This is a genomic window from Streptomyces bicolor (assembly GCF_000719285.1).
GTDB classification, from domain to species: domain Bacteria; phylum Actinomycetota; class Actinomycetes; order Streptomycetales; family Streptomycetaceae; genus Streptomyces; species Streptomyces bicolor.
In genome coordinates this window covers 36,394-48,905 of sequence record NZ_JOFS01000023.1, presented here as the reverse complement: position 1 = coordinate 48,905, position 12,512 = coordinate 36,394, and the positions used below count along the sequence as shown (strand labels likewise).

At 70.4% G+C, this 12,512-nt stretch carries 13 protein-coding genes; 5 read left to right on the top strand and 8 right to left on the bottom strand.

Annotated elements, in window-relative coordinates:
• Positions 1–188: 188 nt before the first annotated feature.
• Positions 189–800 carry a response regulator transcription factor gene (locus IF78_RS0128060; RefSeq protein WP_003948568.1) on the bottom strand — a complete coding sequence of 204 codons (612 nt, stop codon included), beginning with the start codon at positions 798–800 and terminating at the stop codon, positions 189–191.
• A 381-nt stretch (positions 801–1,181) separates the two neighbouring features.
• On the opposite strand from IF78_RS0128060, the gene IF78_RS0128055 reads away from it, so the two are divergent.
• Positions 1,182–1,511, top strand: a complete 330-nt coding sequence (locus tag IF78_RS0128055; RefSeq protein ID WP_031477505.1) for a WhiB family transcriptional regulator — start codon at positions 1,182–1,184, stop codon at positions 1,509–1,511.
• 112 nt (positions 1,512–1,623) lie between these two features.
• On the opposite strand, the gene IF78_RS0128050 is transcribed toward IF78_RS0128055, so the two are convergent.
• Positions 1,624–2,529 carry a LysR family transcriptional regulator gene (locus tag IF78_RS0128050; protein WP_031477504.1) on the bottom strand — a complete coding sequence of 302 codons (906 nt, stop codon included), beginning with the start codon at positions 2,527–2,529 and terminating at the stop codon, positions 1,624–1,626.
• A gap of 80 nt (positions 2,530–2,609) precedes the next feature.
• Here IF78_RS0128050 and IF78_RS0128045 point away from each other — a divergent pair, with 80 nt between their 5' ends.
• From IF78_RS0128045 to IF78_RS0128035, 3 genes are all read left to right on the top strand, one after another.
• Positions 2,610–3,278 (top strand): MOSC domain-containing protein, encoded by a 669-nt coding sequence (locus IF78_RS0128045; RefSeq protein ID WP_031477503.1) that lies wholly within the window; start codon positions 2,610–2,612, stop codon positions 3,276–3,278.
• A 124-nt stretch (positions 3,279–3,402) separates the two neighbouring features.
• Positions 3,403–4,176 carry an SDR family NAD(P)-dependent oxidoreductase gene (locus tag IF78_RS0128040; protein WP_031477502.1) on the top strand — a complete coding sequence of 258 codons (774 nt, stop codon included), beginning with the start codon at positions 3,403–3,405 and terminating at the stop codon, positions 4,174–4,176.
• Positions 4,177–4,418: 242 nt separating this feature from the next.
• A complete protein-coding gene (locus tag IF78_RS0128035) occupies positions 4,419–5,111 on the top strand; it encodes an ester cyclase (RefSeq protein WP_031477501.1) in 693 nt (230 codons plus the stop codon).
• Between the two features lie 90 nt (positions 5,112–5,201).
• Here the strand turns inward: IF78_RS0128035 and groL are convergent, their stop codons facing one another.
• The 4 genes from groL to IF78_RS0128015 form a co-directional block, all read right to left on the bottom strand.
• Complete coding sequence (gene groL, locus IF78_RS0128030) at positions 5,202–6,830, bottom strand: chaperonin GroEL (protein WP_031477500.1); 1,629 nt, start codon at positions 6,828–6,830, stop codon at positions 5,202–5,204.
• 120 nt (positions 6,831–6,950) lie between these two features.
• The gene (gene groES, locus IF78_RS0128025) at positions 6,951–7,259 is read right to left on the bottom strand and encodes a co-chaperone GroES (protein ID WP_031477499.1); all 309 of its coding nucleotides are present in this window, start codon (positions 7,257–7,259) and stop codon (positions 6,951–6,953) included.
• Between the two features lie 325 nt (positions 7,260–7,584).
• A complete protein-coding gene (locus tag IF78_RS0128020; RefSeq protein WP_031477498.1) occupies positions 7,585–8,382 on the bottom strand; it encodes a polysaccharide deacetylase family protein in 798 nt (265 codons plus the stop codon).
• 44 nt (positions 8,383–8,426) lie between these two features.
• Complete coding sequence (locus IF78_RS0128015; RefSeq protein WP_078662618.1) at positions 8,427–9,419, bottom strand: polysaccharide deacetylase family protein; 993 nt, start codon at positions 9,417–9,419, stop codon at positions 8,427–8,429.
• Between the two features lie 139 nt (positions 9,420–9,558).
• Here IF78_RS0128015 and IF78_RS0128010 point away from each other — a divergent pair, with 139 nt between their 5' ends.
• Positions 9,559–10,728, top strand: coding sequence for a class I SAM-dependent methyltransferase (locus IF78_RS0128010; protein WP_031477496.1), 1,170 nt, complete (start codon positions 9,559–9,561; stop codon positions 10,726–10,728).
• A gap of 1 nt (position 10,729) precedes the next feature.
• Here IF78_RS0128010 and IF78_RS0128005 read toward each other — a convergent pair whose 3' ends face one another.
• Both IF78_RS0128005 and IF78_RS0128000 read right to left on the bottom strand, forming a co-directional pair.
• A complete protein-coding gene (locus IF78_RS0128005) occupies positions 10,730–12,007 on the bottom strand; it encodes an RNA polymerase sigma factor (protein ID WP_031477495.1) in 1,278 nt (425 codons plus the stop codon).
• Positions 12,008–12,054: 47 nt separating this feature from the next.
• Positions 12,055–12,411, bottom strand: a complete 357-nt coding sequence (locus IF78_RS0128000) for a YciI family protein (protein ID WP_031477494.1) — start codon at positions 12,409–12,411, stop codon at positions 12,055–12,057.
• Between the last annotated feature and the right edge of the window lie 101 nt (positions 12,412–12,512).

The following is a 12,512-nucleotide window of genomic DNA, read 5'->3' as shown; positions in this document are numbered from 1 at the left end:
CCGACTCGTCCCCGAGAGACTCCACACCTCAAGGATGCGGCATCCGCGCCGAAACGAGCAGCGGGCACCCGGCGGGCCCCGTCGCCACCCCCGCTCACCTCGCGGTAAACGCGTCGGCCCGCCCTTGGAAAAGCAACCCCGCCCACCACTCGGCGGGCGGGGATCCCCGTGCCCCCGCTGAGGCTCACCTACCGGACCAGGCCCCACCGGAAGCCGAGCGCCACCGCGTGGGCCCGGTCCGAAGCGCCGAGCTTCTTGAACAGGCGCCGGGCGTGCGTCTTCACGGTGTCCTCGGACAGGAACAACTCGCGACCGATCTCCGCGTTGGAACGGCCGTGGCTCATGCCCTCGAGCACCTGGATCTCACGCGCCGTGAGCGTCGGCGCGGCGCCCATCTCGGCGGAGCGCAGTCGACGCGGGGCAAGCCGCCAGGTCGGGTCGGCCAGCGCCTGCGTCACCGTGGCGCGCAACTCCGCGCGCGAGGCGTCCTTGTGCAGATAGCCGCGGGCACCGGCGGCGACCGCGAGGGCCACGCCGTCCAGGTCCTCGGCGACGGTGAGCATGATGATGCGCGCACCGGGGTCGGCGGACAGCAGCCGCCGCACGGTCTCGACGCCGCCCAGACCGGGCATGCGTACGTCCATCAGAATCAGGTCCGAGCGGTCGGCGCCCCAGCGGCGGAGGACTTCCTCGCCGTTGGCCGCCGTCGTCACGCGCTCGACGCCGGGCACGGTCGCGACCGCGCGGCGGAGCGCCTCTCGGGCAAGCGGGGAGTCGTCGCAGACGAGGACGGATGTCATGGCCGCCCTCCGCAGCTGATGCACGTCACCTTGAGCCTCCAGGCTGGTACGAAATCGTCACCTGTGCGGTCGACGCCCTCGGACGCCTGCCCGAGCGCTTGTTACTTCAACCGCCTCCGCCCTCTCAACGACGGTCACTCGAAAGAGTTACGGGGCCATATGCCGTCTTCGGCACTCTACGTGAGGGGGCGGACACGGTGCAGACATGAAGGGCGGACCCACAACGTTTCATCACAACCCATGCCCCATTCAGCCCTTTTTCTTCCCGTTTCTTGGCGTTTGGGGCTAGATTCGCAATGAGTCATATTTTCATCTCCTTAGATCGTAGATGTACGGTCGTGGACACCGTATCCGCCAAGAACGGCTACAAGGGGTCACGCAATGGCAGATTTCTCCCGCCTTCCCGGACCGAACGCGGACCTGTGGGACTGGCAGCTCCTGGCCGCCTGTCGCGGGGTGGACAGCTCGCTCTTCTTTCATCCGGAGGGTGAGCGCGGTGCGGCTCGGAGTGCTCGCGAGAACTCGGCCAAGGAGGTCTGCATGAGGTGCCCGGTGCGCGCGCAGTGCGCGGCGCATGCGCTGGCGGTGCGCGAACCGTACGGCGTCTGGGGCGGCTTGACCGAGGACGAGCGCGAGGAACTCATGGGGCGGGCGCGCAACCGGCTGGTCGCGGCGTCGACGACCAGCGGGGAGACCGGCCCGAACAGCTGAAGGAACGTTTCTGCAATCGGGGCACGCGCACGCGTGCCCTTCTCTTCGCCCGCGTCTGCGGCCTTCTTTCCGCCTCCGCGCCACGCGCGCGTGGCCTTCTTTCCGGTGCCGGCTATCGCGCGGCGGCCCGCGCCAGTTGCTCCAGCGTCGCCGCCACGGCCGGCACCTGTGCCAGGTCGGGCAGGGTGAGCGCGACGATCTCCCGCCGCACCGCCGGTTCCAGCGTCACCATGCGTGCCCCTCGCGGCCGTACGGACTCGACGGCGAGCTGGGGCAGGACGGCCACGCCCAGGCCGGCGCCCACGAGGCCGACCACCGCCGGATAGTCGTCCGTGGCGAAGTCGATGCGGGGCGTGAAGCCGGCGCTCTCGCACACCTCGATCAATTGGCCCCGGCAGCGCGGGCATCCGGCGATCCACGGCTCGGCGGCGAGTTCCCCGATGGCGATGGAACCCGACGGCGCGGTGCGGGCGAGCCGGTGACGTTCGGGGACGAGGGCGACGAGCCGGTCGGTCAGCAGCGGGCGTACGACGAGGTCGTCCCACTCGTCTTCCTGAGCCGCGCCCTCGTACCGGAAGGCGAGGGCCACGTCGCAGTCGCCCTCGCGCAGCAGCTCGACGGACTGCGGCGGTTCGGCCTCCTCAAGGGAGACGCGGGTGCCCGGGTGTGCGGCACGCAGCGCGGCGAGGGCGGTCGGGACGAGGGTGGAGCTGCCGCTGGGAAAGGAGACGAGGCGGACGCGCCCGGCGCGCAGCCCGGCGATGGCGGCGACCTCCTCCTCGGCGGCGGTGAGTCCCGCCAGGATCCCGGCGGCGTGCCGCACCAGCGCCTCGCCGGCCTGGGTCAGCCGCATCTCGCGACCGCTGCGGATCAGCAGGGGCGTGCCGACGGACGCCTCCAGGGCCTTCATCTGCTGGCTGACGGCGGGCTGGGTGCAGCCCAGTTCGCGCCCCGCCGCCGAGAAGGAACCGCTGGCGGCGACGGCGCGCAGCACACGGAGATGACGAGCCTCGATCACAGGTCGAGCATAAGCCAGCCTTGGACATGTCGCCGAATAACGCATGGACGCTTTGACACCGGTCGCCTACCGTGCGGGCCATGAAGCTTCTGTCTGTGAACCTGGGTCGCCGGAAGTACGTGCCGTACACGGACCACCCGGAAGGCTTGACCGGGATAGACAAGCGGCCCGTGGAGGGGCCGGTACGGGTGGCGGCGCCCGGGCCGAAGGGGATCGGCGCGAGCGGGCTGGCCGGGGATGCCGTGTGCAGCACCCTGCACCACGGCGGCGACGACCAGGCCGTGTACGCGGTGGCGCGTGAGGACCTCGACGACTGGGAGCGTGAGCTGGGTCGGCCGCTGGCGAACGGCGGGTTCGGCGAGAACCTCACGACGGAGGGCGTGGACGTCTCCAACGCGCTGATCGGCGAGCGCTGGCGGATCGGTTCCGAGGTGGTGCTGGAGGTCACCAGCGGGCGGATTCCCTGTCGCACCTTCCAGGGCCATGTGGGTGAGAAGCAGTGGGTGAAGCGGTTCACGGCCAAGGGGGCGCCAGGTGCGTATCTGCGGGTGATCGAGCCGGGTGAGGTCCGGGCGGGCGACGCGCTGCGGATCGTCCGTCGCCCGGATCACGACGTGACGGTGGCGCTGCAGTTCCGGGCGGTCACGACGGAGCGGACGCTGCTGCCGCGGCTGCTGGCGGCGGGGGACGCACTGCATCCGGAGTCGTTGGAGGCGGCTCGGAAGTACGCGGCGAAGTACGGAGTCTGAGGGATCGTCACGTGGGGGAGGTGACGGGTGCTCATGGCCGAGGTGTCTTCGCCGGGGCTTCACTGATCGGCGGGGCCTGTGCAGTAAAACGGATGCTCCCGGTCCGGGTCACTAATCTTGGGCCATGACAACGGCATTGATTACGGGATCGACCGCGGGCATCGGCGCCGCTTTCGCGCGGCGGCTGGCGGCTGACGGGCACGACCTCGTCCTGGTGGCCCGGGACACCAAGCGGCTGCGGGAGCAGGCGACCGAGCTGCACGACCGGCACGGCATCGAGGCGGAGGTGCTGACGGCCGACCTCGCGGAGGACACCGGCATCGAGACCGTCGCCGCCCGCCTCGGCGACCGCCGGAACCCCGTCGACCTGCTGATCAACAACGCCGGTTTCGGCAACAAGGGCCGCTATCTCGAGGTCCCCATGGCCGACGAGCTGAAGATGCTCAAGGTGCACTGCGAGGCGGTTCTGCGGCTGACGTCGGCCGCGACGGAGGCGATGCGGGAGCGGGGCCGGGGCGGTGTCGTGAACGTCGCCTCCGTGGCGGCCTTCCTGCCGCGCGGGACGTACGGCGCGTCCAAGGCGTGGGTGGTGCAGTTCACCCAGGGGGCGGCGCGTGACCTGGCCGGGAGCGGGGTGCGGTTGATGGCGCTGTGCCCGGGGTTCGTGCGGACCGAGTTCCATGAGCGGGCCGGGATGGGGACGGACAACATTCCCGGGTGGATGTGGCTCGACGCGGACAAGCTGGTGGCGGCGGCGCTCGACGACCTGGCGCGCGGGAAGGCCGTGTCGATTCCGGATCCTCGGTACAAGGCGTTGATGGGGCTGGTGAAGATGGCGCCGAGGGGGGTGCTCGGCGGGATCAGTTCGAAGACGGGGCGGAAGTACGGGCCGCAGTGAGCCGCTGCGGAATGCGACTCGGCCGCGCAGAGGCAGCGAGGGCCCTCAACTCGCTGTCACGGCCGGGCAGTTCCAGGGACGCGAGAAGCGGCGCACCTGTTCCCGGTGAGCCGAGCGCATCACCGGCGCCGGCCTGACCCGGCCGTGCTCCCGTGCCGGAGCCCCAACAGGCACGGCGCCCTTCCCGCGAGCACAATGGTGCTGTCCAGCCGCACCCAGGAAAGCCGGGAGGCGACGACGTCATGACCTTCGTACAGCTCATCGACTGCAGGACCAGCCGCTTCGACGAGATGAACCGGCTGATGGACAGGTGGGTCGAGCAGACCAAGGGGAAGCGGACGGCGACGCACGACATCATCGGGAAGGACCGGTCCGACTCGGCGCACTTCATCGAGATCGTGGAGTTTCCGTCGTACGAGGACGCGATGCGCAATTCCAACCTCCCCGAGACCGATCGGATCTTCCAGGAGATGGTCGCGCTCTGTGACGAGACGCCGACGTTCACCGATCTCGACGTGGTCCGGGACGAACAGCTGAACGTCCTGGCGGCGCGCGCCTTCTTCGCGGACATGGGGAAGATGGCGCCGGAGAGCATCGGGGAGCACCTCACCGACGACTACGTGGATCACGATCCGTCGTATCCGGAGCCCGTGCAGGGTGTCGCCGGGGTACGGGAGCAGTACGCGGGGTGGCGTGCCGCCTTCGACTTCACGTTCCGGATCGACGATCAGATGGCCCAGGACGACCAGGTGTGCACCCGGTGGATGTGGGTGGCCCGGCACAAGGGTGAGTTCCTGGGGATTCCCGCCACCGGGCAGGACGTGGCCATGCAGGGCATGACCTGGCAGCGGTTCCGGGACGGCAGGATCTGCGAGAGCCACTGGCTCTACGACCGGGCGGGGCTGTTGGAGCAGCTGGGGGTACTCGGTCAGTGACCCGGCCGCGGGAAGGCCGGTGAATCGCCCGCGAAGGGAGAAGCCCCCCGCTGCGACAGCAGCGGGGGGCTTCTTCAGGTGGTGCGTGCCTCAGTGGGCGTGCCCGTGGCCGTGGCCACCGGCGGCCGCCGGCTCTTCCTCTTCCTTCTTCTCGACGACCAGGGTCTCGGTCGTCAGGAGCAGGGAGGCGATGGAGGCGGCGTTCTCCAGGGCGGAGCGGGTGACCTTGACCGGGTCGATGACGCCGGCCTTGACCAGGTCGCCGTACTCGCCGGTCGCGGCGTTGTAGCCGTTGCCCTTCTCCAGCTCGGCCACCTTGGAGACGATGACGTAGCCCTCGAGACCGGCGTTCTCGGCGATCCAGCGCAGCGGCTCGACGGCGGCCTTGCGGACCACGGAGACACCGGTGGCCTCGTCGCCGGTCTTGTCGAGGTTGCCCTCGAGGACCTTCACGGCGTGGACCAGAGCGGAGCCACCACCGGAGACGATGCCCTCCTCGACCGCGGCGCGGGTCGCGGAGATCGCGTCCTCCAGGCGGTGCTTCTTCTCCTTCAGCTCCACCTCGGTGGCGGCGCCGACCTTGATCACGCACACGCCGCCGGCCAGCTTCGCGAGGCGCTCCTGGAGCTTCTCGCGGTCCCAGTCGGAGTCGGTGTTCTCGATCTCGGCCTTGATCTGGGCGACGCGGCCCTGGACGTCGTCGGACTTGCCGGCGCCGTCGACGATGGTCGTGTCGTCCTTGGTGACCGTCACGCGGCGGGCGGAGCCCAGCACGTCCAGACCGGCCTGGTCGAGCTTGAGGCCGACCTCCTCGGAGATGACCGTGGCGCCGGTGAGGACCGCCATGTCCTGCAGCATCGCCTTGCGGCGGTCACCGAAGCCGGGGGCCTTGACCGCGACCGCGTTGAAGGTGCCGCGGATCTTGTTGACGACCAGGGTCGACAGGGCCTCGCCCTCGACGTCCTCGGCGATGATCAGCAGCGGCTTGGAGGCACCGGCCTGGATGACCTTCTCGAGCAGCGGCAGCAGGTCCTGGATGGAGGAGATCTTGCCCTGGTTGATGAGGATGTACGGGTCCTCCAGGACGGCCTCCATGCGCTCCTGGTCCGTCACGAAGTACGGCGACAGGTAGCCCTTGTCGAAGGCCATGCCCTCGGTGAAGTCCAGCTCCAGACCGAAGGTGTTGGACTCCTCGACGGTGATGACACCGTCCTTGCCGACCTTGTCCATCGCCTCGGCGATGAGCTCGCCGACCTGCTGGTCCTGGGCGGACAGCGCGGCCACGGCGGCGATGTCGGACTTCTCGTCGATCGGGCGCGCCGACGCGAGGAGGTCCTCGGAGACGGCGGCGACGGCCGCGTCGATGCCCTTCTTCAGCAGCGCCGGGGAAGCACCCGCGGCCACGTTCTTCAGGCCCTCGCGCACCAGCGCCTGGGCGAGCACGGTGGCGGTGGTCGTACCGTCACCCGCGATGTCGTTGGTCTTGGTCGCCACCTCCTTCACCAGCTGCGCGCCGAGGTTCTCGTACGGGTCCTCGATCTCGACCTCACGGGCGATCGTGACACCGTCGTTGGTGATGGTGGGGGCGCCGAACTTCTTGTCGATGACGACGTTGCGGCCCTTGGGGCCGATCGTCACCTTGACCGTGTCGGCCAGCTTGTTGACGCCGCGCTCGAGGGCGCGACGGGCGTCCTCGTCGAACTTCAGGATCTTCGCCATGACAGCGGGAGCCCTCTCGGAATCTGTGGGTTCAAAAAGACACTGCGCCCCGGGCGCCCGGCTTCTTATGTGGTCGCGGGGGCCAGGGGCGCAGCTGGAAGCAAAATGCTCGAGGTGGTCTTACTTCTCGATGACCGCGAGCACGTCGCGGGACGAGAGGACGAGGTACTCCTCGCCGTTGTACTTCACCTCGGTGCCGCCGTACTTGCTGTACAGCACGATGTCGCCGACCTTCACGTCGAGCGGAAGGCGCTCGCCGTTCTCGAAGCGACCCGGGCCCACGGCGAGGATGACGCCCTCCTGGGGCTTCTCCTTCGCGGTGTCCGGGATGACCAGGCCAGAAGCCGTGGTCTGCTCGGCGTCCAGCGGCTGGACCACGATGCGGTCCTCGAGCGGCTTGATGGCAACCTTGGAGCTGGCGGTCGTCACGATCCGACCTCCCCCTTCGGAGATCTCACGGGGTTAACTGTCTGAGGTGGCGACCAGGTCGATCCGTCGTCGCGGGTGCCGGACCTGCCCGTCGCGTTGTTGGCACTCTCCAGGGGGGAGTGCCAGACCTGAGACTATGACCGTGATTAGCACTCGGTCAAGCGGAGTGCCAATGCGCTGGGCCGGCTGAGCCGCGTTTCGGTGACCGGCGTTGCCGTGGCCCTCCTGGGGGCTGCGCCCCCAGACCCCCGCTTTCGGCCCTGAACGGGCCTCGTCCTCAAACGCCGGACGGGCTGAGATGCGTGACCAGCGCTGAAAAGTTCCCTCAGACGTAGTCCTCCAACCGGCCCACCGTCAGCCCCCGCCCCTGGATCTCCCGCAGCAGCCTCGTCGTCCGCTCCCTCAAACTCAGCCCGGTCGGTTCACCCGAAGGGACGGAGACGATGTCGCCGGCGCGCAGCCGATCGGGGCCCTTCGCGTACGTCAGCTCGCCGTCGCCCTCCATCGCGGCCCGCCACAGCACGACGGCCGCGATGCCGCAGTCGGCGGCCGCGCGGAGCGTGGTGGCGTCGTACGTGCCGTAGGGCGGGCGGAAGAGCTGGGGGCGGATGCCGAAGCGGGCGCGGAGCTTGTTCTGCTGGCCGCAGATCTCGGCGCGCTGGCCCGCGTACGGCAGTCCGCGCAGGGCGGCGTGGTCGAGGGTGTGGTTCTGGATCGACGCGCCCACCGAGCGCAGCCGCGCGAAGTGGCCGTAGCCCGGGCCGACCACGCTGTCCGTGAGGAACATGCTGACGGGCAGCCGCAGTTCACGGACCATGTCGACGAAGCGGGGATCCTTCTCGGCGCCGTCGTCGTAGGTGAGGAAGACGACCTGGTCGCGGGTGGGGACGCGGTCCACGACGGGCAGCGCGCCGCCCGCGCGTGACGCCGGGCGCCGGGTGGGCGGGGACGGGGGCGCGGGCAGTGGGGCGGTCAGGCCCCAGCGGCGGTACGGCTGTGCCCTGGGCGTCGGGTCCTTCGCCGGCCGTGCGTCGTGTGCCGACGTCCCGCTCGGCCGTGCGGCTCGGTCGGGGGCGACCGGCCCGGCCGCCTCGGCGCATCCGGCGAGCAGGGCGTACGCCATGACGACGGACGCCAGTGCCCGCACCCCCAGGACCGGCGCCGACCTCACAGGTAGTCCTCCAGCCGGGCCACCGCATACCCCTCGGCCGTCACCTTGTTCAGGAATCGGCGGATCATGTCGGGCATTGTGCCCTTCCAGTCCTCCCTGCCCCGGAAGTGAGTGAGGACGATGTCACCCGGACGGATCTTCCGGTCCCACTCTCGGTAGTCCCAGCGGTCGACGAAGACCTCCTCGTTCCACAGGGGGACGTACCGGATGCCGCAGCGCTTGGCGGCGCGCAGGGTGTTCCTGTCGTAGTTGCCGAAGGGCGGGCGGAAGAGCAGCGGGCGCTTGCCGTAGCGCTCCTCGATCACCTCCTGCATTCCGCAGATCTCGCGCTTCTGGCGGAGGTAGGACAGGGCGGGGAGGTAGGGGTGGTGGAGGGTGTGGTTGTTCAGGACCACGCCGTTCGCCTGCATCCGCTCGAAGTAGCCGTAGTCCTCCTTGATCAGGTAGTCGCTGAGGAAGGCGGTGTACGGCACCTGCAGGTCGCTCATCATCCGCAGGAAGGCCGGGTCCTTCTCGGCGCCGTCGTCGATGGTGAGGAAGACGACCTTCTGCTTGGTGGGGACGGTGGTGAAGACCGGCGGGAGGCCCAGCTCCTCGTGCCCGTCGACCTCGAAGCCCGCGCGGGTGGTGATCGCCGGCTTCCTCGCCGGGGGCGGCGGGGGCGTGAGCGGGACTCCGGCCAGACGCCAGTGTTTCGCGGCGGCGACCCGGGCGGCTTGGGCGGACCGGAACTTCTTGGGCGGGGCGTCCTTGGCGTGCGGCCCCTTGGCCAGGGGTTCCTTGGCCTGAGGCCCCTTGGCGTGCGGGGCCTCCAGGGGCTGCCGGCTCGGGGAGGGGAGTGCGGACTGGGATCCGCCGTCGCCGGGCGGCGCACAGCCTGCGGCGATGGCGGCGACGGCGAGGAGAGCGATCCCGCCACGCGCTACATGGCCACACCCTGCAGCTCCACCATTGCGGCGACTTTTGTCATTTTGTCCTACTACTCGCATGGAGCCGGATCCTCGCAGCCACCCGCCCCGAAGCCGGGCCGACACCGCCGCCGGGGGACGGACCATCCACCGACTGGCCCACAGGGAGCGGACGAGCAAGCGTGAGCGAACAGCCCACCGGCTGGCCGACAATGACCCGGTGAACGACCTCGCCTCCTTCTCCGCCCTCCTCACCCCCGAGGGCCGCGCCCTCCTCGACGCCGTGCGCGACACCGAACCCGCCGACGAACTCGCCGTCGCCACCCGGCTGCGCCGCGAGCACCCCGCCGAGCTGGTGTCGGCCGCGCTCGGGCAGGCGCGGTTGCGGCAGCGGGCGGTGGCGAAGTTCGGGGCGGCGGACGCGGGCCGGATGTTCTTCACGCCGAACGGGGTCGAGCAGTCGACGCGGGCGAGCGTCGCGGCGTATCGGGCCGGGCGGATGACGGAGCTGGGGGTCGGCTCGGTCGCCGACCTGTGCTGCGGGATCGGGGGTGACGCGATCGCGCTCGCGCGGGCGGGGGTCCGGGTGCTGGCGGTGGACCGGGATCCGGTGACGGTGGCGGTGGCGCGGGCGAATGTCGAGGCGCTGGGGCTCGGGGATCTGGTCGAGGTGCGGGAGGCGGATGTCGTCGGGGTGGACACGGGCGGCTACGACGCCGTGTTCGTCGATCCGGCGCGGCGAGGTGGCCGCGGGAGGATCTTCGATCCCGAGGCGTATTCACCGCCGTTGTCCTGGGCCGTGGAGGCGGCGCGGAAGGCGCCACGCGCCGCGCTGAAGATCGCGCCGGGCGTTCCCCATGAGGCGATCCCGGACGACGCCGAGGCCGAGTGGATCTCGGACGGTGGTGATGTGAAGGAGGCGGTGCTGTGGTTCGGGACGGAGCCGGGGGCGGTGCGGGCAACGCTGTTGCCCGGCCCGCGCTCGTTGCTGTCCCAGCAGCTCAGCGACCCTGAAGTCCGGCCCGTCGGACGGTACTTGTACGAACCCGACGGCGCCGTCATCCGCGCGCACCTGGTCGCCGAGGTCGCTCGGCAGTTGGACGGCGGGCTGATCGACGCGACCATCGCGTACGTCACGGCGGACGAGCTGCGGCCGACGCCGTACGCGACGGCGTACGAGATCACCGACCAACTGCCCTTCAACGTCAAGAAGCTGAAGGCGCTGCTGCGTGAGCGGGCGGTCGGCACGCTGACCGTGAAGAAGCGGGGGTCGGCCGTCGAGCCGGAGGAGCTGCGGAAGAAGGTCAGGCCTCAGGGGCCCCATTCGGCGACGGTGTTCCTGACGCGGGTGGCGGGTGCGCCGACGATGCTGGTGGGCCGGCCGGCCTGAGTCACCAGGTCTTCGCCGCCCGGCGCAGCAACAGTTCCCGCTCCCGCTCGTTCCGCGTCAGCTCCGCCGCCCGCTCGAACTCCGCCCGCGCATCGGCCGTACGGCCGAGACGGAGCAGCAGATCGCCGCGCACACTCGGCAGCAAGTGGTAGTCGCGGAGGGCGGGTTCGGAGGCGATCGTGTCGACGATCCGCAGGGCGGGCTCCGGGCCCTCGGCCATCGAGACGGCGACCGCGCGGTTCAGCTCGACCACGGGGGAAGGGGCCCGGGCGGCGAGGAGGCCGTACAGGGTGGCGATGGTCTTCCAGTCCGTCTCCTCGTAGCGGTACGCGTGCGCGTGGCAGGCCGCGATGGCCGCCTGGAGGGCGTACGGGCCCAGGGCGCCGGTGGCCGTGGCGTCCGCGCGGGCCAGCGCCCTGATACCGCGGGCGATGAGCATGCGGTTCCAGCGGGTGCGGTTCTGGTCCTTGAGGAGGACCGGTTCCCCGGACGGGCCGGTGCGGGCCGCCGTACGGGAGGCCTGGAACTCCAGGAGCGCGGTCAGGCCGTGCACCTCCGGCTCCTTCGGCATCAGCCCGGACAGCACGCGGGCCAGGCGCAGCGCGTCCTCGCACAGGGCCGGGCGCAGCCAGTCGTCGCCGGCCGTGGCGGCGTAGCCCTCGTTGAAGATCAGGTAGATGACCTCCAGGACCGAGCCGAGGCGGGCCTCGCGGTCGGGGCCGTACGGGACCTCGAAGGCGATGTTCTGCGTGGCGAGCGTGCGCTTGGCGCGGACGATGCGCTGGGCGACCGTCGGTTCCGGGGTCAGGAACGCCCGGGCGATCTCCGGTGTCGTCAGACCGCCGAGCAGGCGGAGCGTGAGGGCGATCCGGGCCTGCGGCGACAGGACCGGGTGGCAGGCGGTGAAGACCAGGCGGAGCAGGTCGTCGTCGATGTCCTCGGGGTCGGACGGCTCCTCGGGCGGCGCGGTCGTCTCCAGGTCGCGGCCGATCTCCGCGAGCTTGCGGGCGTAGTTCTCGCGGCGCCGGATCAGGTCGACGGCGCGGTGCCTGGCGGTGGCCATGAGCCAGGCGCCGGGGTTGTCTGGGACGCCGTCCCGGGGCCACTGCTCCAACGCGGCGACCAGCGCGTCCTGCGCGAGCTCCTCGGCGATGCCGACGTCGCGGACCAGGCGGGTGACGGCGGCGATGACGCGGGGGGACTCGATGCGGAAGACGGTCTCGACGGTCGCCGTCGTGTCCACGGTTCCGCGTCGGTCGTCGGTGGGCTGCGAGGTCACAGCCCACCATGCAACACCCCTGCGGCCGTGGATCCAAGGAGGGCAGGTCAGCCCTCGACGATCTCCCGCACCTCACAGGTGACCTGCCATTCCTCCCCGTGGACCTTCAGGAACCGCGAGGCCCACTCCAGCGCCTCGGCCTTGTCCTTGCACTGCATGATCGCGTAGCCGCCGATGACTTCCTTGGACTCGGTGAAGGGCCCGTCGGTGACGGAGGTCTTCGCCCCGTCCCAGTGCACGCGGGTGCCCTGCGCCGACGGGGTGAGGCCGGCGTTGTCGAGCATCACGCCGGCCTTGGTGATCTCCTCCAGCAACTCCCCCATGCGCTGCATCAGCTCGGGGCTGGGGCCCTCGGCGGGCGCGGTGGACTCGTCGATCCGGACGAGCGACAGGTAGCGCGGCATGGTGACTCCTCAGGGTCGGTGACCGGGTCCTTCCCGGCCTCTCACCCTTGCGTCGATCAGCACACCCCTGGATCGACACGCCCTCAGGATTTCTTCGAAGG

What these genes read in the sequence shown, in the direction of transcription:
- IF78_RS0128045 (WP_031477503.1), top strand. Translation starts at nt 2,610, where the DNA reads ATGAAGCTTCTGTCTGTGAACCTGGGTCGCCGGAAGTACGTGCCGTAC.
- IF78_RS0128000 (WP_031477494.1), bottom strand. Translation starts at nt 12,411, where the DNA reads ATGCCGCGCTACCTGTCGCTCGTCCGGATCGACGAGTCCACCGCGCCC.
- groL (WP_031477500.1), bottom strand. Translation starts at nt 6,830, where the DNA reads ATGGCGAAGATCCTGAAGTTCGACGAGGACGCCCGTCGCGCCCTCGAG.
- IF78_RS0128040 (WP_031477502.1), top strand. Translation starts at nt 3,403, where the DNA reads ATGACAACGGCATTGATTACGGGATCGACCGCGGGCATCGGCGCCGCT.
- IF78_RS0128060 (WP_003948568.1), bottom strand. Translation starts at nt 800, where the DNA reads ATGACATCCGTCCTCGTCTGCGACGACTCCCCGCTTGCCCGAGAGGCG.
- IF78_RS0128015 (WP_078662618.1), bottom strand. Translation starts at nt 9,419, where the DNA reads ATGCGAGTAGTAGGACAAAATGACAAAAGTCGCCGCAATGGTGGAGCT.
- IF78_RS0128035 (WP_031477501.1), top strand. Translation starts at nt 4,419, where the DNA reads ATGACCTTCGTACAGCTCATCGACTGCAGGACCAGCCGCTTCGACGAG.
- IF78_RS0128020 (WP_031477498.1), bottom strand. Translation starts at nt 8,382, where the DNA reads ATGGCGTACGCCCTGCTCGCCGGATGCGCCGAGGCGGCCGGGCCGGTC.
- IF78_RS0128055 (WP_031477505.1), top strand. Translation starts at nt 1,182, where the DNA reads ATGGCAGATTTCTCCCGCCTTCCCGGACCGAACGCGGACCTGTGGGAC.